Source organism: Anaerosolibacter sp. (assembly GCF_029240175.1).
Classification (GTDB): domain Bacteria; phylum Bacillota; class Clostridia; order Peptostreptococcales; family Thermotaleaceae; genus Anaerosolibacter.
Map to the genome: position 1 here is coordinate 1 of NZ_JARBTM010000022.1, position 18,742 is coordinate 18,742.

At 38.7% G+C, this 18,742-nt stretch carries 16 protein-coding genes; 14 read left to right on the forward strand and 2 right to left on the reverse strand.

Going from position 1 to position 18,742, the window contains the following annotated elements; translation table 11 throughout:
- Positions 1–89 precede the first annotated feature (89 nt).
- The gene (locus K0R93_RS15055) at positions 90–227 is read right to left on the reverse strand and encodes a hypothetical protein (RefSeq protein ID WP_300302905.1); all 138 of its coding nucleotides are present in this window, start codon (positions 225–227) and stop codon (positions 90–92) included.
- Between the two features lie 135 nt (positions 228–362).
- Between K0R93_RS15055 and K0R93_RS15060 the strand changes: the two genes are divergently transcribed.
- From K0R93_RS15060 to holA, 4 genes are all read left to right on the forward strand, one after another.
- Positions 363–1,100, forward strand: coding sequence for an MBL fold metallo-hydrolase (locus K0R93_RS15060; protein WP_300302907.1), 738 nt, complete (start codon positions 363–365; stop codon positions 1,098–1,100).
- A gap of 107 nt (positions 1,101–1,207) precedes the next feature.
- A complete protein-coding gene (locus K0R93_RS15065; protein ID WP_300302909.1) occupies positions 1,208–1,519 on the forward strand; it encodes a hypothetical protein in 312 nt (103 codons plus the stop codon).
- A 304-nt stretch (positions 1,520–1,823) separates the two neighbouring features.
- The gene (locus K0R93_RS15070) at positions 1,824–4,163 is read left to right on the forward strand and encodes a DNA internalization-related competence protein ComEC/Rec2 (protein WP_300302911.1); all 2,340 of its coding nucleotides are present in this window, start codon (positions 1,824–1,826) and stop codon (positions 4,161–4,163) included.
- Positions 4,164–4,234: 71 nt separating this feature from the next.
- Complete coding sequence (gene holA / locus K0R93_RS15075) at positions 4,235–5,278, forward strand: DNA polymerase III subunit delta (RefSeq protein ID WP_300302912.1); 1,044 nt, start codon at positions 4,235–4,237, stop codon at positions 5,276–5,278.
- Between the two features lie 94 nt (positions 5,279–5,372).
- On the opposite strand, the gene rpsT is transcribed toward holA, so the two are convergent.
- Positions 5,373–5,648, reverse strand: a complete 276-nt coding sequence (rpsT, locus tag K0R93_RS15080; RefSeq protein WP_300302914.1) for a 30S ribosomal protein S20 — start codon at positions 5,646–5,648, stop codon at positions 5,373–5,375.
- A 204-nt stretch (positions 5,649–5,852) separates the two neighbouring features.
- Between rpsT and gpr the strand changes: the two genes are divergently transcribed.
- From gpr to dnaJ, 10 genes are all read left to right on the forward strand, one after another.
- Complete coding sequence (gpr, locus tag K0R93_RS15085) at positions 5,853–6,827, forward strand: GPR endopeptidase (protein WP_300302916.1); 975 nt, start codon at positions 5,853–5,855, stop codon at positions 6,825–6,827.
- Between the two features lie 337 nt (positions 6,828–7,164).
- Positions 7,165–8,397, forward strand: a complete 1,233-nt coding sequence (spoIIP, locus tag K0R93_RS15090) for a stage II sporulation protein P (RefSeq protein ID WP_300302918.1) — start codon at positions 7,165–7,167, stop codon at positions 8,395–8,397.
- Between the two features lie 111 nt (positions 8,398–8,508).
- Positions 8,509–8,853, forward strand: a complete 345-nt coding sequence (locus K0R93_RS15095) for a hypothetical protein (protein ID WP_300302920.1) — start codon at positions 8,509–8,511, stop codon at positions 8,851–8,853.
- A 216-nt stretch (positions 8,854–9,069) separates the two neighbouring features.
- Entirely contained in the window at positions 9,070–10,881 is a 1,812-nt protein-coding gene (gene lepA, locus K0R93_RS15100) for a translation elongation factor 4 (RefSeq protein WP_300302922.1), read from the forward strand.
- 40 nt (positions 10,882–10,921) lie between these two features.
- The gene (gene hemW, locus K0R93_RS15105; RefSeq protein ID WP_300302924.1) at positions 10,922–12,061 is read left to right on the forward strand and encodes a radical SAM family heme chaperone HemW; all 1,140 of its coding nucleotides are present in this window, start codon (positions 10,922–10,924) and stop codon (positions 12,059–12,061) included.
- A gap of 114 nt (positions 12,062–12,175) precedes the next feature.
- Entirely contained in the window at positions 12,176–13,207 is a 1,032-nt protein-coding gene (gene hrcA / locus K0R93_RS15110) for a heat-inducible transcriptional repressor HrcA (protein ID WP_300302926.1), read from the forward strand.
- A 125-nt stretch (positions 13,208–13,332) separates the two neighbouring features.
- Positions 13,333–14,856 carry a TCP-1/cpn60 chaperonin family protein gene (locus K0R93_RS15115; RefSeq protein WP_300303013.1) on the forward strand — a complete coding sequence of 508 codons (1,524 nt, stop codon included), beginning with the start codon at positions 13,333–13,335 and terminating at the stop codon, positions 14,854–14,856.
- Positions 14,857–14,885: 29 nt separating this feature from the next.
- On the forward strand, positions 14,886–15,467 hold the full coding sequence (grpE, locus tag K0R93_RS15120) for a nucleotide exchange factor GrpE (RefSeq protein ID WP_300302928.1): 582 nt from the start codon (positions 14,886–14,888) through the stop codon (positions 15,465–15,467).
- A 39-nt stretch (positions 15,468–15,506) separates the two neighbouring features.
- On the forward strand, positions 15,507–17,339 hold the full coding sequence (dnaK, locus tag K0R93_RS15125) for a molecular chaperone DnaK (protein WP_300302931.1): 1,833 nt from the start codon (positions 15,507–15,509) through the stop codon (positions 17,337–17,339).
- A gap of 129 nt (positions 17,340–17,468) precedes the next feature.
- Positions 17,469–18,602 (forward strand): molecular chaperone DnaJ, encoded by a 1,134-nt coding sequence (gene dnaJ, locus K0R93_RS15130; protein ID WP_300302933.1) that lies wholly within the window; start codon positions 17,469–17,471, stop codon positions 18,600–18,602.
- Positions 18,603–18,742: the final 140 nt, after the last annotated feature.

Genomic DNA, 18,742 nt, shown 5'->3' on the forward strand with positions numbered 1-18,742 from the left:
GAAGAGCTAGAGGAAAGCCGTATGAGGGAGAACCTCACGTACGGTTTGATGAGGAGGTGGTGGAAGAGAGTTTCCTCAAATCCACCATTTTACTCTACATAGATAAAGGATGCGACTGCGTCGCATAGGGTAAGGTTAAGGTTGAGGTTAAGAATGAACACCGTAGGGGTTGCATAGCATGCAACCCGCCCAGGGCCTGGGCTGTCGCTTCGGATCTCGGGTTGCATGCTATGCGCCTCCTATTGTCTTTACTCAATCTCGATCTTGATCTGTTGCATTTAAATTGAAAAAAATTTTGCTGCGACTTTCTTTTGAATATGGGTACATTATATATAGAAATTATTTTTTGAAAGGAGCAAATTATGAGGATTACTGTATTAGGAAATTCGGGACCCTATCCACGACCAGGCGGTGCGTGCTCAGGCTATCTCTTTGAGGATGGAAGTACAAAAATTCTAATTGATTGTGGAAATGGGACGTTGAGCCGCCTTCAACAAATCATACATCGCCTTGACGATTTAGACATGATTATTATTAGTCATCTTCATAGTGATCATATTGCGGATGCCATGGTGCTGAGGTATGCTATTGGGATCAACAAGGCAAAAGGAATGATCTCCAAATCAATTCCTTTATTTGCACCAGGTGAACCAAAAGCAGATTTTGATAAGCTCCAATTTCAAGATGCATTTATTATGAAGGAAATTTCTGAGGATTTGGTTATTCATCAAAATGAATTGTCCATTGGGTTTAAGAAAATGGTCCATCCTGTACCTTGCTACGGCATGACAATTGAGAAAAATGGAAAAAAATTTGTGTATTCAGCAGATACAAAATACTGCGATCAAATTTTTCAATTGGCGAAAGATGCAGATTTATTGTTGTGTGAAAGTGGTGTGCTTGAAAGGGATAAAACAGAAGATACTGCCCATTTATCAGCCAAGGAAGCTGGTGAAATTGGCATGGTCAGCAGAGTAAAAAAGTTGATGCTTACCCATTTTTGGCCTGGCTATACTTTGGATGAGATTCTACAGGAAGCCAAGGGAAATTTTGATGGCGAGCTGATTCTATCGGAAGAAATGAAAACCTATGAAATTTGATAAAGTGTATGATAATGGAAGCGTTCTTTCAGTAAGCTTTTTGGTAAAATGGTAATAATAAATGTAGACTCCTTTTTATCACAAAGGTAATGAAAGGAAGTGAGTAGATGCTAAACAGCATTAGTGAGAGACGCGTGAAGCTTCGTGACAAGTATAAGTTATATATTGAGGTGCCTGATCAAGAGTATTTGATGATTTATGATGGAGATATCAGTGAAAATAATGCAAGGGACGTTTTGTCTCAATATCTGTCTTATCATCAAGATGATGCAAGGGTAGACAACGTAGAGGTAAAACATGATAGAAACAATCATAGTGTGAATATCCAGGCAGATCTGATCTACCTTGGAAATGATCATACAAAAGCAAGAATGTATATCCCAAATCATTTAAGAACAGAAAATGAGTTGGAACATTAATCGAGACGCTTGAAAAAAGGATTCCTTAAAGGAGTCCTTTTTATTGTCTAAGCAAATATAGATTTTGATTCGAATCAATCTTAGTAAGAACAAGGAGTATAAGGTATATGAAATATTTAACAATAAAAAATAAGGGGTGCAGGGGAAGTATTCCCATGCCGTAGTCAGAGGGGTGCTCAGGCTGCTTAGCAGCCGTCGAAGGGGAACTAGGTTCCCCTAGCGAAAGCATCTTTGATGCATTTTTAGAGGAATTGGAAGAAATTTGTAGAAAATAGTACTTCAATCACAAAGGAGGTGGCATTTTATGAGAAGGCCGCTGATTCCTATAGTAGCTGCATATGCAGCTGGAATTGTGTTGAGGTATTGGATAAATAATTTGTATATATTAGGCAGCGTGGTGTTCCTTGTTGTTTTCTCCATGGGTATTGTTTTGAAAAAAAGCCGACATACCACGGTCCTATTATGTATATTTTTGCTTGCTGGCGTTGGAAACTTAACAGTTAAATTTAGCTATGTAAGTCAGTTGGCACCTTATTGGAACCAAGAAGCCTATATTATAGGAGATGTTATAAATGTAGCTTATGGAGATACAGCTCAGTTAAAGCTTCAGCTAAAAGAGATAAATCTGCACAATCAGAGTATTCGGTTAAGTGAAACGACTCTTGTAATGCTTACAGGGGAAGTTGAAAATGATGAAAATATAGTCGGAAAAAGGGTTGCTATCCACGGCATGATCCGGGAACCCCAAGGTCCAAGAAATTTTAAAACTTTTGATTATCGGATGTATCTAAAAATAAAAAATATACATAGTTTGGTCTATGGAACCTTTGACGGAATAGATGTTATTGGAAAAGGGGAAATAAACCCCATTATAAAAGCATCCAGCCAAATTAAATATAAAATAGCCCAGGTTATTTTCCGCACACTTGAGAAGCGGGAGGCTGGATTACTTTTAGGTATTCTTTTGGGAGATAGAGACCAGTTGGACGATGCGATATATGAAAGTTTTCAATTGCTGGGCACTGCCCATGTATTGGCTGTGTCTGGTCTTCATGTGGGAATTCTTTATATGGCATTAAATTACTTGCTAAAGAAGATGAATATAAAGATTAAGACAGCTGTAATCTTGATGATTCTCTGGAGCTACGCATCAGTCACAGGATTTTCATCATCTGTTTTACGAGCTGTCACTATGGCAATGTTTTTGTTGATGGGGCCATCAATCAACAGAAAATACGATGCCCTATCTTCTTTGCTAGCCGCCGCCTTTCTATTCTTAATCATAAATCCCCTGCTAATCATTGATATCGGATTTCAACTATCCTTTGCAGCAGTTATTTCTATCATTTTGCTCTATCCACCAATTTTAAGAAAGATAAACTTTGTACCGAAATATTGGGCAGAGCTCCTTGGCGTTTCATTAGCTGCACAAGCAGGCACATGGCCCATTATTGCATATCATTTTAATGTGCTGTCCCTGGCATCTGTATTTGTCAATATTCCAATCGTGTTGATCGTAGGGTATCTAGTACCCATAGGGATTGTTCTGACCGCCATAGGAGTCCTAAACTTATCCTTTACATCTCTGATAGGTTTCATTGTAACGATAATAATTCAGTTGATGCTGGTCATCGTAGATATATCTGTTTCCATCCCCTTTGCATTTCTATGGGTTCCCTCACCGAGTCTATGGTTTATGGTAGCTTATGTTGTTTTCATAGGAATCTTGATCATGGGAGAGAGCATGATCAAGAAGTATCAGCTTCATAGAAAGAAGTGCTTGTATGGTCTCATTATACTCTGTATGACGCTGTTGATGATCAAGGCGCTATTGCCACACCCAATGGAGGTTATATTTGTAGATGTGGGACAGGGTGATTGCACCCTAATCCGTACCTCCCAGAGAAAAAATATATTGATTGATGGGGGAGGGAATTTCCAGCAGGGTGTAGTGCAAAAGGAGAAGGATATCATTGTCCCTTATTTATTTAAAAATGGTATTTCAAAAATAGATATTATGTTTGCATCCCATGGTCATAATGATCATATAGGTGGACTGATACAGGTATTGGATAAAATAAAAGTTCGCTATGTTGTTGTGGGAACAGAGGCATTTAAGACAGCGGATTGGATTGCCTTTGAGAAAAAGTGTAAAGAAAAAAATGTTGGGATTTATACCGTGAAAAGGGGATCTGAAATCGTCATAGATAAGGATACTGTGATGAAGGTCCTTCATCCTGCTGAAACCCTTATTCAGTCAAGTAGGGATGATGTGAACAATAACTCCCTTGTGCTGCTCATGGAGTATAAGAATAAAAGACTGTTATGGACCGGTGATATTGAAGCTGAGGCAGAAAATATGATGATGGATCAATATCCTAGTTTGGATGTGCATGTGGTGAAAGTTCCTCACCATGGAAGTGTTTATTCCAGCACAGAACAATGGATTGAGCGCATAACACCGGAAATTTCCGTTTTTCAGGTTGGTAGAAACAGCTTTGGGCACCCTCATCCTAAGGTAATTGAAAGGTATGAAAAAAATAACAGCTTAATTTTTAGGAATGACGAAAATGGTGGTATACGTTTACGTTTGGATAGAGAAAAAATTGAAGTGTATACATCATTGTCACAGGAAATGAAATAAAGAAAGTGGAATTTTACAATTATCCCAGCCTATGCTAAAATGTATGGGAGTTGAAAAATGGAGGTTATACGATGAGCTACAAGGATGTTATGACAGATTTAAAAAATAATCAACTATCCCATATTTATCTTTTTCATGGTACAGAGTTTTATCTTGTGGACCATGCAGTTGGCGGGATCAAAAATAAATTGATAGATGATGGATTTTCAGATTTGAATTATCAAGTCATAGATGGAAAAGATACCACAGTAGATCAAATCATCAACGCCTGTGAGACGCTGCCGTTTATGGGTGAGGCAAGGCTTGTCATTATAAAAGATTTGGAATGTTTTGCTGGAAAAAGAAAGAATATCAGTGAAGATGAAGAAAAACGATTGATTGAGTATCTATCCAATATTGCATCAACAACCTATGTACTCTTCACTGTTACAGAAGGTTTAGACAAACGAAAGAAAATTGTTAAGGATATAGGAAAATATGGTAAGCTTATAGCTTTTGACAAGATGGATGGGACAGATTTGAGTAAATGGATTGCTAAGTCTTTTGGTAAGTATGGGAAAAAAATCAATGAAAAAGATATTCAAGGATTTATAGAAGTATCAGGATATCTAGAAAAAAGCTCAAATAAAAATCTAAAGGATCTTGAAAATGAGATAAAAAAAATATCCGATTATATGGGAGATCAAACAGTTGTATCACGAAAAGAGATTGAGCTTTTGGCACCGAAAACAATTGAAAACAATATATTTAGTCTGGTAGAGTCTATAGGTGAAAAAAACAGCGAAAAGGCATTGTTGATGTTGAGTGATATGCTGCTGGAAGGAGAACCTGAAATCAGAATACTTTTTATGATTACCAGACAGTTTCGACTACTGTATCAAATAAAATTAATGGAGTCTCAAGGCTATACACCAATGGCTATTGGGCCTAAATTAGGATTACAGCAGTTTGTTATAAAAAAATATCTTAAACAAACCTTGAATTTCGATAAAAATACGCTGCAGAAAGCTCTCTATAAATGTCTTGAAACAGACCATGATATTAAGAAAGGAAAAATTCCTCCGCGGCTGGGCATGGAATTATTGATCAGCGAGTTTGCCACCTATATAAAATAGCATTCGTGAAAAATAGGAAAGTCAAAAAAGCAGAAAAGCGTACAATGTACGCTTTTATATCTATGGGGAATTAATGACGGTTGTTTGATAAAAATTACATTGCTTGCTTTACAGCATTGTTTAATCTCTTCGCCAATCTAGCAACTTTTCTAGAAGCAGCATTCTTGTGGAATGTACCTTTTGCAGCAGCTTGAGTGATCTTCTTTTCTGCAAAACGGAACTTATCCTTCGCCTCTTCCATGTTACCAGCAACTAGAGCTTCTTCGAATCTTTTAATAGCAGTTTTAACAATAGACTTGATTCTTCTGTTTCTAGTTGTTTTTACAGCGATTACATGAATTCTTTTCTTAGCGGATTTAATGTTAGCCAACCTATTCACCCCCTTATAACCAGTTCAACAAAAGATATTTTATCATGATTACTTTCGAAATGCAAGGAAAAAAGTACTAGTTCTTTTATACCCAGAAAATTTTAAAAATATACATGGTTATCTTCAATAAATATATTTCCCTTGTTTTGTATATAAAAATACAAGTTGGGTGCAAAATATATTTATAAAATTGGAGGTGTTGTCATGTTTCAAATAAGGACAGACCTAGCTCTGGAAGCAAGGGAGATGTATCAAGAGAATACGAAACAGGAAATTCCTGGTGTTGAGGTGGAACAAAAAGAAGAAGATTTTGCCACGGTGACGAGAGTAAAGGTTTTTAATAAACAGGGCAGTGAAATTATGGGAAAGCCTGAAGGAAATTATATTACAGTTGAATCGCCTAGATTAAAGAAGGCCGATGCCGACTTAAAGGATCGTGTAAGTCAATTGCTAGCAAAAGAATTGGTACATCTGATACCTAATAAGAAGACATTGAAAACCCTTATTGTTGGCCTAGGCAACTGGAATGTCACACCAGATGCATTAGGTCCCCAGGTGGTATCAAAGGTTTTGGTTACAAGGCATTTTTTTGAAGCCTATGGAAAGGAAGAAGATCCAACGATGACGTCGGTAAGTGCAATTTCTCCAGGAGTCATGGGGACCACGGGAATTGAAACTGTGGAAACCATACAAGGAATCGTTGAGAAGATAAAACCCGATGTGGTGATTGCTATCGATGCTTTGGCTTCACGAAAGATGGAAAGGGTCCATTCTACCATACAGATTTCTACCACAGGCATAAATCCTGGCTCTGGTGTAGGCAATACGAGAAAAGAGCTTAGTGAAAAGACCCTCGGGGTACCTGTAATTGCCATTGGGGTTCCTACAGTGGTAGATGCGGCTACGTTGACCAATGATACCATAAAACTGGTGGTAGAAGCCTTGAAAAGTCAGGCTGCCAAAGGATCACAATTCTTTCAAATGCTTCGAGAAATGTCAGAGGAAGACAAATACTCCTTGATCAGAGAAGTATTAGATCCCTATGGGGCCAATGTTTTTGTAACGACAAAGGATATCGATATGATTATTACAAATTTATCTCAAATCATTGCCAATGCATTAAATATTTCTTTACATCCAGGTATTGATCTCAAAGATGTAAATAGGTATCTACATTAAGAATAGTAATCAACTAAGACTCAGTTCAGATGGAGTTTGCACCTGCCGCGGGCACAGGTAATTCCACCTGAACGCTAAGTCGTGTTATCCAGGGGCTGTACAACTCTTGTCTCCCGCTTACACAGCGTGCAAGCGGGAGTCCTAGAGTTGTTAGCCATCGGATAAATGTCTAAGCCAAGCTCTGGTCCAAGATATGGACATAGCTTGGCTTTTAATATACGCAATGACATTGAATTTCATCTGATTGAAAAAAGTATTATCATATATAAAATGCACCTTTCATATACTTATATAGCATGATTTAACAACAGGAAAAAACAGAAGAGAGGTGCATATCTTGATTCGCATCAAGGTCATTGAAGTAAGAAAATGTTTCAAATTAATAACGATAATTACAACGATACTCATGTTTATTTTATTTTTTTCTGTCCTGATGGTAGAGATCAGAGACGCTTCAGTGGTGAAAGCCAACAGCATAGAAAATTCCTTGAAAATGGACAGCATTACTCAGAATCAAGATATCCATGATAATATTTTTGTAATGTTGATGAATAAGGCCATACCTCTCATGGATGTTATGTATGAAGATACATACGGGACGAAAGATTATAAGGGAATTATGAAATTGGCCCTAAGTCGTCTGATTCACTTTGACTATCAAGACCCTAAAACCCTTTTACAAGCGCAGATACCTATTGTAAGAGAGGTCGATCCAACCATGGCTATGGAATCTGTGAATAGTAACAACGTGATTACACCCGATGACGCGGCAGAGGTGCCCATAGAGATTCCAGATGTTCAGCCGAACATAAAGGGGGACGAAGATCAACATAATACAGGAGAAACATCAGAGGTATCCTCTAATCCACAGCAGACAACCGAAGATCCAATGCCGGGTCTTGAAATTGTGAGCTCCGCAATTCCAGCAAAAATGCCCCAAAAAATAAAATTAGACGATAAGAAGCCAACCATATTTATTTTTCACACCCATGCAACAGAATCTTATTTACCAGAAAGCGGAGGGAATTTTCACTCCCTTGAAAATAGAAAATACACAGTACGCCAAGTAGGAGATCAATTAGAGGAACACTTATTAAAAAAGGGATATAAACTCATTCATGACGATACAGTCCATGACCATCCGTCTTATGAACAGTCCTATATAAGATCACTTGAAACCTTAACCAGAAATTTGAAAGAACAGCCTTCTTTGAAAATTGTTCTTGATGTTCACCGTGATGCGGTTATGAATCAAGCCCAAGCGAATAATACAATTTCAATAAAAGGAGAAAAGGTTGCAAAATTCCAACTAATCCTCGGTGGGAAAAATGATAACTACGAGCAGTTAAAAACCTTTGCTGATTATTTTTATGCCAAAAGTGAGAGTATGTACCCCGGATTAGCAAAAAAGACACTAATGAAGGATTATGCGAAGTTTAATCAGTATAATTCAGATTACTACCTGCTTATCGAGATTGGAAATATATCCAATCATACGGATGAAGCTATCCGTACAGCCAAATATGTGGCGGAGATTATGGATTCAGTGATCCAAGATATCAAGCAATAGCAAGAGGAGATATTCATATCCTCTTTTTCTTTTGGTTTATAAATAGGCAATTTGTTTTTCAAGGTTGAATAAAACCTAAATAGGATGCTCACACTAGTAATGGTGATGCATATGAGTAGAATTGAAAGAAAAAAAGAAGAACAGGCACAAATTAGGGTAAGAGAAAAGCGAGTTCGTGGGAAACTCCTATGGATTGTTGTGCTCTTTTTTCTTCTTTTTGGCGGTGTAACCGCTGTAGATGAATCTATTCGGTGGATGATGATGCTAGAAGAGCCTAAGGCTTTTGGATACAATAGAATTAGTAACAGCCTGCATGAGCTTTATATATGTGGCGAAAAGGTATTTGTAGATGAGGAAGAGATTAAGAGCACAGTTTCACAAGCAAAGAATGGAGTAGAAGTTTTTTTGAAGGTGTTGATAGACAAAAAAGATCAGCTTGTGAAGTTTGAAGACTAGGAGCCGGGGAATGCACTCGGCTTATTGCTATTTTATGCATATCAAGGAAATGGTGGATTTACATATATAGACAATGGAAGGCATAGGTGATATAATCCTATGGGTAATTTCATGAGAAAAGGGGAGTCCCGTCTATAACAGGAAGTATGTATACGAAAAAATCGAATTGTGTTATAATGGTAAAGATTATGGGAACGTGTAAAGAGGAGGAGTTGTATGAGCAGTAGCAGACAAAAAAAGATACGGAATTTTTGTATCATTGCCCATATTGACCATGGTAAATCAACCCTTGCAGATAGATTAATTGAGAAAACAGGTTTGCTTACCCAACGGGAAATGAAGGATCAAATATTGGATAATATGGAGCTGGAGAGAGAACGGGGAATTACGATTAAACTCCAGAGCACAAGACTTGTATATAAAGCCCAGGACGGAGAAGAATACATCCTAAACCTTATTGATACGCCAGGGCACGTAGACTTTACCTATGAGGTATCAAGAAGCTTAGCGGCATGTGAAGGTGCTATCTTGGTGGTGGATGCAGCCCAAGGGGTAGAAGCCCAGACTCTAGCCAATGTATATTTGGCCATCGATCAAAATCTCGAGATTGTGCCAGTAATCAATAAAATTGACCTGCCCAGTGCTAGACCTGATGAAATTAAGGAAGAGGTTGAAGAAATCATTGGCATTGATGCCAGCTATGCACCTCTGATTTCCGCAAAAGAGGGTAAGAACATAGAAGATGTGTTAGAAGCCGTTGTAAAACATGTGCCGCCTCCAACAGGAGACGAGGAGGGTACACCTCGGGCTTTGATCTTTGACTCCTATTATGACAGCTACAGAGGTGTGGTAGCGTATGTAAGAGTAAAGGAAGGGACCCTTAAACCAGGTGACAAAATATTGATGATGGCTACAGGGAAAAAATTTGAAATCAATGAAGTCGGGGTTTTCATACCAGGACCCCTGCCTGTGAACGAGTTAAAAGCTGGGGACGTTGGCTATGTGACAGCCAGCATTAAAAATGTTCAGGATACAAGGGTGGGAGATACGATTACCAGTGCGGTAAATCCAGCGAAAGAGCCATTGCCAGGATATAAAAAGGTTGTACCAATGGTATATTGCGGAATTTACCCTGGTGAGGGAGAAAAGTACGAGAATGTAAGGGATGCGTTAGAGAAGCTTCAGGTCAATGATGCAGCGCTAGAATTTGAACCAGAAACATCCGTTGCATTAGGATTTGGCTTTAGATGTGGTTTCTTAGGACTGCTTCACATGGAAATTATTCAAGAAAGATTAGAACGTGAATTTGATTTAAGTATGGTCACAACCTCCCCAAGTGTTATTTATCGGGTGACAAAAACAGATAATGAGGTTTTGATGATTCAAAATCCAACGAACTTACCGTCTCCCCAAGAAATTGCTTATATGGAGGAACCTATTGTTGAAGCAAAAATTATGCTGCCCAATGATTATGTAGGAAGCGTAATGGAATTATGTCAAGATCGTCGAGGAACCATGAAACATATGGAATACCTTGATGCAAAAAGGGTAGTTTTACACTATGAGCTTCCCCTAAATGAGGTAATTTACGACTTCTTCGATGCATTGAAATCCAGAACAAGAGGTTATGGATCCTTAGACTATGAATTCAAAGAATATCAGCGTTCAAAGCTGGTGAAGCTGGATATCTTATTAAACAGGGAAACTGTGGATGCATTTTCCATGATCGTTCATGAAAGCAAGGCGGATTCAAGGGGAAGAGTGATCTGTGAGAAGCTAAAGGAAGTAATTCCTAAGCATATGTTTGCCATTCCCATCCAAGCAGCTGTTGGAACAAAGGTTATTGCAAGAGAGACCATCAGTGCTTTGAGAAAAGATGTATTGGCTAAATGCTATGGGGGAGATATCACCCGTAAGAAAAAGTTGCTTGAGAAACAAAAAGAAGGAAAGAAACGAATGAGGCAGCTTGGTAGTGTAGAGGTTCCTCAAGAAGCCTTTATGGCAGTATTGAAATATGATGAAAAATAGTCACCGTAGGGTGACTATTTTAAATTAGGAGTGAGAAATCATGAAGGAGCTAGGATTGTATATCCATATGCCGTTTTGTTCACAGAAGTGCCATTACTGTGACTTTGCTTCTTTTGCAGGTGCAGAAGGAAAAATCAAGGACTATATGGATGGATTAATCGTAGAGTTGGATGCTTGGAAGCTGAAATTGGAGGATTATAAGATCAAGTCGGTCTTTATAGGAGGTGGAACCCCTACCATTGTCCCTATCCAAGAAATGGATCGTTTATTGGAACACCTCTATCGAAATTTTACTTTCAATGATAATACCGAATTTTCCATTGAAGGAAATCCTGGGACTTTCGACAAAGAAAAGCTGGATTTCTATAAAGCCAGTGGCATAAATCGAATGAGCATTGGATTTCAAGCATGGCAAGATAAGCTTCTATCTAGCTTAGGAAGGGTTCATAGTCAAAAACAATTCATTGAGAACTATCGGTTGGCCAGGGAAGCAGGTTTTGAGAATATCAATGTTGATCTCATGTTTGGTCTGCCGAATCAAACCATGGATCAATGGAAGGAAACACTTCAGAGAATAGTAGAATTGTGTCCTGATCATATTTCTGCCTACAGTTTAAAGATAGAGGAAGGGACGAGATTTGGAAACCTGTATGATCAAGGGTTGTTGGATTTACCAACTGAGGAATTGGATCGGGCGATGTATGAGTACGCCATTGGCTTTCTAAAGGCCAATAAATATAACCATTATGAAATATCGAATTTTGCGCAAGAAGGCAAGGCGTGCATTCATAACAAAGTATATTGGAATAATGAAGAATATGTTGGCATAGGATTGAATGCCCATTCGTACCTGAATAAGCATAGATTTTCAAATACAGGAAACCTAGATGCGTACATTGCTCAAATGAAGAGCCATGGAGAAGCGATGATAGAAAATATCCCTGTGTCCCAAGAGGATGAAATGGCTGAAACCATGTTTTTAGGGTTAAGAATGATGAGGGGGATTAGTATTCAAGGTTTTCAGCAGAGATTTGGTATCAATCCTGTGATGAAGTATGAAAAGAAGATTAAGAAAATGATGGCTTTAGGGTTGATCGAAGTAGATGAAAAATGTATTCGACTTTCTAGAAAAGGCATAGATTTATCCAATCAAGTTTTTATGGAATTTCTTCCTGATTAATACCTGAATAAAAAGAGAAAATGAGTCTTGACAAAATATTTCATTAGTGATAATTTAAAATCAGAATAGCTTAGCACTCAACGAGAGAGAGTGCTAACAAATAGGAGTGATATGATGGAGCTGGGCGATAGAAAGTTAAAAGTGCTACAGGCAATTATCAGAGACTTTATATCCACAGCAGAACCTGTAGGCTCTAGAACCATTGCAAAAAAATATGATTTAGGAATTAGTTCTGCCACCATAAGAAATGAAATGGCTGATCTTGAGGAAATGGGTTATTTAGAACAGCCTCATACCTCAGCGGGCAGAGTTCCTTCTGATAAAGGCTATCGTTTATATGTGGATCAGTTGATGATCATCAATAAACTAGAACAGCTTCAGAAGGAAGCCATAAAAAATGCTTTTGTGCAAAAAATGGGAGAAATAGAGCATTTGGTTTCTTATGCTTCAAAGATTTTGTCCCAAGTAACAAGGCTTACATCAGTGGTTCTATCGCCACAGTTTAAGAATAGTCGGTTAAAGCACGTACAGTTGGTACCAATTGATGCCTATAAGATACTATTGGTTATGGTAACAGAGTCTGGTACTGTGAAGAACGCAGTGCTTCGTAGCACACAGAATTTCACTATGGATGAACTGGTGCAAATATCTAAGTTGCTAAACCATAAGCTTCAGGGACTTACCATTGGAGAGATTGATAATATGGTCATCGGTGGTATCAAAAGTGAAGCCCAGATGTTTCACTCCATGGTGGATTATATAATGCCTGTCCTTATTTCAACATTAGAGGATGCGGAAGAAGTGAAAATTCATTTAGACGGTTTGACCAACATACTTCAGCTGCCAGAGTATCATAATATTGAAAAGGCTAGAGAGTTTATGTCAATGCTGGAGCATAAGGAAGTTTTAGCGGATATGCTGCTAAATTCCAATGATGAAGTAAATATTACAATTGGTAGAGAGAACAAGTATGAGGAGATGAGGGAATCAAGTTTGATCACGGCAACCTATAAACTTAATGGCAGAGTTGTAGGGAAGATTGGCGTAATTGGACCAACGCGCATGGACTATGAAAACATCATTTCTGTGGTTGACTTTGTAACCAAAAACTTAACCAATATACTAAAGGATAACATTTCTAAATAAAGGGACAATAGTGCAAAGCACATAAATATGGGTTTTGCACTATTATATGTGCTCTTTTGCGAAATTGAGATAAAGACTACACATAAGTGTGATGCAATTCGTTGAGAGGGGTAAGCGCCTTGTATATGAAAAATGCCGATGGGGAGAATATAAAAGATAGAAGTACAGCTTTAGATAACAATGTTCAAGCCATAAGAGCTGTGGTATCCGCTGTAGAAGGTACCATCGGACCTAAGGGATTGGATTGCATGATTGTAGATGATCAAGGACATTTCATTGTAACCAATGATGGTGTGACCATTCTCATGGAAATGGACGTGACCCATCCTGCAGCGCTAATGATGGTGAATGCCGCATATGCCCAGCAATGTCAAGCTGGTGATGGCACGACAACCATGACCATCATGGCAGGGGCCATGATTGAATCTGCAGTATATCACATGCAGAGAGGGGTATCCGTTCACAAGCTCATAGAGGGAATTAAGATAGGTACTTCAGAAGCAATTCAATATATTAAAGGTACTGCTGTGCCTATTGATAAGGAAAATCAGAAGCTGCTTCAGTCTGTGGCAGCTATTGCAGGTAGAGGAAACCGGGAAATAGTTGACTTGATCTATCAAGGAGCCCAAATGATTCCGTTCGATAAGATGAAATCAAATGATTATCGTTTTTCCGATCATATTATAGCCATTGAAGGCACGGAAAATCAGATTCTACAGGGCCTGGTTATTGATAGAAAACCTTTAAGCTATCAAGCAAGCTATCATCAGGAGCAAGCAAAAATATTAATTATAGATGACTGCCTTCAACCAGAAACGCTCAGTGAAGAACTCTTGAATACTGAAAGTGGGTTTAATCAATACATAGAAAACCGTAAGCACTTTGAAAAGTGGATAGAGAAAATTATTGAGATGAAGGTGAATGCCATTTTTATTGACCGTAGGGTTGATGAATATGGGGAGCAAGCCTTGGTGGATGCAGGAATTATGGTGATACATGGGGTGTTAAATGACCAACTCCTTGAATTAGCAGATTTCACAAGGGCTCGACCAATTAAGAAAAATGCTCTGAACAAGAACATAGGGGAACTGGAAAGCTATTGTGGATATGCAGGCAAAATCGATTATGACCCAGTGTTAGAGCATATAAAAATTACTGAAGGTTTAGGAGAGCCTATGGTGAAGATTATCATAAGCGCTTCCACAGGACCAATACTTAGGGAAAAGGAAAGAGTAGCAAAGGATGCCGCATCTGCCTTACAGGCTGCTAGTAAATATGGGGTTGTAACAGGCGGAGGTGCTATTGAACTGGCTTGTACAATGCATTTGGAAGAGCTGAAAAATCGAGTCCTTGGAACAAGCAAGTATGGTATCGATTGTGTGATTGAAGGGCTGAAGAAACCTATACATCATATGGTAGAGAATGCGGGCTACAATCCATTAGAAAAGCTAGAAGCAGTAATGCAGGCAAGTAGGGATAGCAAAAATCAGTCCATTGGAATAGATTGTGAAAGTGGAGAGGTTAAGGATTTGTTTATGCAGGGAATCATCGATCCTGCATGGGTGAAAACAACTGCTATAAACACTGCTTATGAAATTGCTGAGGCAATTTTAAAGATAAATCTCATCATTAAAGGTAAGAATATGTAAATGATAATATATTAGGGTAGGTGGTAATATTGAAAAATACTAGAGATGATATGGAGAATAAGGCTGTAAATGATGTGAATGAGACCGCTGAAAGTGATTTGGAGGCTCAGAAGCAAGAGTTCGAAGAGCAGGCTAGAGAACAGCAGCAGGACCAAATATCTGAGATCATTGCGAAGAAGGAAGAAGAAATAAATGATCTAAATAGCCGGTTTTTGCGATTAAATGCTGATTTTCAGAATTACAAGAAAAGAGCTGAAAAGGAAAAGGCGGATGTATATCAGTTTGGCAATGAAAAAATGATTGCTGATTTACTACCGATTTTAGATAATCTCGAGCGAGCCAATAGCTCCGCGAATGAAGAATCCGCCGCTAGCGATAGTATAGCTAAGGGTGTTGAAATGGTAATACAGCAATTCAAAGATATACTAAAAAAGCATGGGGTAGAGGAGATTCAGGCAGTAGGTGAAGCATTTGATCCGAATCTTCATCATGCAGTGATGCAAGAGGACCATGCTGATTATGAAGCCAATCGAGTGATTGATGTGTTTCAAAAAGGCTACACCTTAAATGGGAAAGTTATACGACCGAGTATGGTAAAAGTGTCTAATTAATAATAAAATTTTTAATATATTAAAGGAGGAACTTGTAATATGAGTAAGGTAATTGGTATTGACTTAGGTACAACGAACTCATGCATCGCAGTATTAGAGGGCGGCGAGCCAGTTGTTATTCCAAATGCAGAGGGAAATAGAACAACACCTTCCATCGTTGCATTCACAAAAAATGGAGAAAGACTTGCTGGTGAAACAGCAAAAAGACAAGCTGTTACAAATCCTGATAGAACAATCATTTCTATAAAGAGACATATGGGTACAGATCATAAAGAAGAAATCGATGGCAAAGGATATTCGCCTCAAGAAATTTCTGCAATGATTTTGATGAAGCTGAAAGCGGATGCAGAAGCATACCTAGGTGAAAAGGTTACAGAAGCGGTTATTACTGTACCAGCATACTTTACAGACAGTCAAAGACAGGCAACAAAAGATGCTGGTAAAATCGCTGGACTTGAAGTGAAAAGAATCATCAATGAACCTACAGCTGCATCCTTAGCCTATGGATTGGATAAAGATACAAGTCATCATAAGATCATGGTGTTTGACCTTGGTGGCGGAACTTTTGACGTATCGATCCTTGAGTTGGGAGATGGCGTATTTGAAGTATTAGCCACAAATGGTAATAACCATCTTGGCGGCGATGATTTTGATCAGGTAGTGATTGATTACTTAGCAGAATCCTTTAAGAAGGAGAATGCCATAGATTTAAGACAGGACAAAATGTCCTTACAGAGATTAAAGGAAGCTGCAGAAAAAGCGAAAAAGGAATTATCCAGCACGCAAACAACAAATATTAACTTACCATTTATTACAGCTACAGCAGCTGGCCCACTACACTTAAATATGGATCTAACAAGAGCCAAGTTCGAGCAATTGACTGCCCATTTAGTAGAAGCTACCATGGGGCCAGCAAGAAAAGCATTATCTGATGCAAACCTTACTGCGGGGGATATTCATAAAGTAATCCTTGTAGGTGGATCAACAAGAATTCCTGCTGTACAGGAAGCAGTAAAAAAATTAACAGGCAAAGATCCTCATAAAGGTGTAAATCCTGATGAATGTGTTGCCATTGGTGCAGCAATCCAGGCTGGTGTGTTAACGGGTGAAGTAAAAGATGTATTGTTGTTGGATGTAACACCTCTTTCTCTAGGAATTGAAACCCTAGGCGGTGTGTTTACAAAGCTGATTGAACGAAACACAACAATTCCTACAAGAAAAAGCCAAGTATTCTCAACGGCAGCTGACAATCAAACCGCTGTAGACATCCATGTACTACAAGGTGAACGCCAAATGGCTCCTGATAACATTACTTTAGGAAGATTCCAATTAGGTGGTATCTTACCAGCACCAAGGGGAATTCCTCAAATTGAAGTTACCTTTGACATTGATGCCAATGGTATTGTTCATGTAAGTGCAAAGGATAAAGGTACTGGAAAAGAACAAAAAATTACTATTACAGCATCTACAAACTTGTCAGATGAAGAAATTGAGAGAAAAGTTAAGGAAGCAGAGCAGTTTGCGGAGCAGGATAAGCAAAAGAAAGAAGCCATTGAAGTCAGAAATAGGGCTGACTCCATGGTCTATGAAGCGGAAAAAGGATTGAAAGAAGTAGGAGATAAAATTCCTGCTTCAGATAAGGATAAAGTAGAGGAAGAAGTAGCAAAGCTAAAGAAGGCCCTTGAGGGAGATAATATAGAAGAAATTAAAACCCAAACTGAGCAGTTAACCAATGCTTTCCATGTGATTGCTCAAAAAATGTATGAGCAGACTGCAGCGCAGCAGGGTGAGGCGCAAGAAGCAGGGGAAAACGGTCCAAAGGACGATAATGTCGTGGATGCAGATTATGAAGTAATGGATGATGACAAGTAATAGGAAATAAGGCACCCCTCAGGGTGCCTTGTAATTGTGAAGAAAGCTTGCATATTTTTTATAGATTTCATATAATGAATAGTGTTTGCAGGGTTCTCACAAAACCTGTGAAGGAAAGGCGGTGAGAGGATGAGCAAAAGGGACTACTATGAGGTTCTTGGGGTAGAGAGAGGGGCCGATGAGGCTGCCATAAAAAAAGCTTATCGAAAGATGGCTATGCAATATCATCCCGATAGAAATCCAGGTAATAAAGAGGCAGAAGAAAAATTCAAGGAAGCAAATGAAGCTTATGAGGTGCTAAGTGATGCAAATAAGAAGGCTCGTTATGATCAATTTGGTCATGCGGGGGTAGGCGGAAATGGCCAAGGTGGTTTTGAAGGCTTCTCAGGCGCAGGCTTCGGAGGTTTTGATGATATATTTGGAGATATCTTCGACATGTTTGGCGGTGGTTCTGGAAGAAGACGGAATGGACCACAAAAAGGTGCAGATTTAAAGTATGAATATACGATTAGCTTTGAAGAGGCAGCATTTGGTGCCGATAAGGAGATCAGCATCAGTCGCCATGAAAACTGTGATACCTGTCATGGAACAGGTGCCAAGCCGGGAACAGATAAGAAAACTTGTCCCCAGTGCAAGGGTAGCGGTGAAGTAAGATATGCCCAAAGAACACCTTTAGGACAATTCGTAAATGTGAAGACCTGTGAGGCATGTCATGGTGATGGTACAATTATTGAGCAACCTTGTGATACTTGTAAAGGTGCAGGCAAGATAAGAAAGGATCGAAAAATTAATATTAAGATTCCAGCTGGTGTTGACACAGGTTCTGTTATTCCTTTAAGGGGTGAAGGTGAACCTGGAACAAAAGGCGGTCCCACTGGAGATCTATATATTGTGCTTCGGGTGCGGCCCCATGAGATTTTCCAAAGGGATGGTAATGACGTCATTTGTGAGATTCCTATAACCTTTGTTCAAGCGGCTTTAGGGGATGAATTTGTTGTTCCAACCCTTGATGGGAAAGTGAAATATAAGATTCCTGAAGGTACCCAAAGCGGTACAATCTTTAGACTAAAAGGGAAAGGTATTCCTAACCTAAGGGGTTACGGAAGAGGAGATCACTATGTAAAGGTGATTGTAGAGGTTCCTAAGAAGCTGAATGATAGACAGAAGGAATTGCTTAAACAATTTGCTGACCAGATGGGCGAAGATGTTCATGAACAAAGAAAAACCTTTTTTGACAAGGTAAAGGATGTTTTTGGTATATAGATGAAATATTGTAGTAAATGCACACCCAGTTTAAGCTGGGTGTTTTTATTAAGAATAACGTCTGTAATATATGAAAATATTGCTAATTTGCGGATGGATAGGGTATAATAAAATGCATGTAAAAAGGTCGAAACGATGGA

Bases quoted from the DNA above. Each gene is read 5' to 3' on its own strand.
- K0R93_RS15055 (WP_300302905.1), bottom strand. From the start codon at position 227: ATGCAACCCGAGATCCGAAGCGACAGCCCAGGCCCTGGGCGGGTTGCA.
- K0R93_RS15060 (WP_300302907.1), top strand. From the start codon at position 363: ATGAGGATTACTGTATTAGGAAATTCGGGACCCTATCCACGACCAGGC.
- K0R93_RS15065 (WP_300302909.1), top strand. From the start codon at position 1,208: ATGCTAAACAGCATTAGTGAGAGACGCGTGAAGCTTCGTGACAAGTAT.
- K0R93_RS15070 (WP_300302911.1), top strand. From the start codon at position 1,824: ATGAGAAGGCCGCTGATTCCTATAGTAGCTGCATATGCAGCTGGAATT.
- holA (WP_300302912.1), top strand. From the start codon at position 4,235: ATGAGCTACAAGGATGTTATGACAGATTTAAAAAATAATCAACTATCC.
- gpr (WP_300302916.1), top strand. From the start codon at position 5,853: ATGTTTCAAATAAGGACAGACCTAGCTCTGGAAGCAAGGGAGATGTAT.
- K0R93_RS15095 (WP_300302920.1), top strand. From the start codon at position 8,509: ATGAGTAGAATTGAAAGAAAAAAAGAAGAACAGGCACAAATTAGGGTA.
- lepA (WP_300302922.1), top strand. From the start codon at position 9,070: ATGAGCAGTAGCAGACAAAAAAAGATACGGAATTTTTGTATCATTGCC.
- hemW (WP_300302924.1), top strand. From the start codon at position 10,922: ATGAAGGAGCTAGGATTGTATATCCATATGCCGTTTTGTTCACAGAAG.
- hrcA (WP_300302926.1), top strand. From the start codon at position 12,176: ATGGAGCTGGGCGATAGAAAGTTAAAAGTGCTACAGGCAATTATCAGA.
- K0R93_RS15115 (WP_300303013.1), top strand. From the start codon at position 13,333: ATGAAAAATGCCGATGGGGAGAATATAAAAGATAGAAGTACAGCTTTA.
- dnaK (WP_300302931.1), top strand. From the start codon at position 15,507: ATGAGTAAGGTAATTGGTATTGACTTAGGTACAACGAACTCATGCATC.
- dnaJ (WP_300302933.1), top strand. From the start codon at position 17,469: ATGAGCAAAAGGGACTACTATGAGGTTCTTGGGGTAGAGAGAGGGGCC.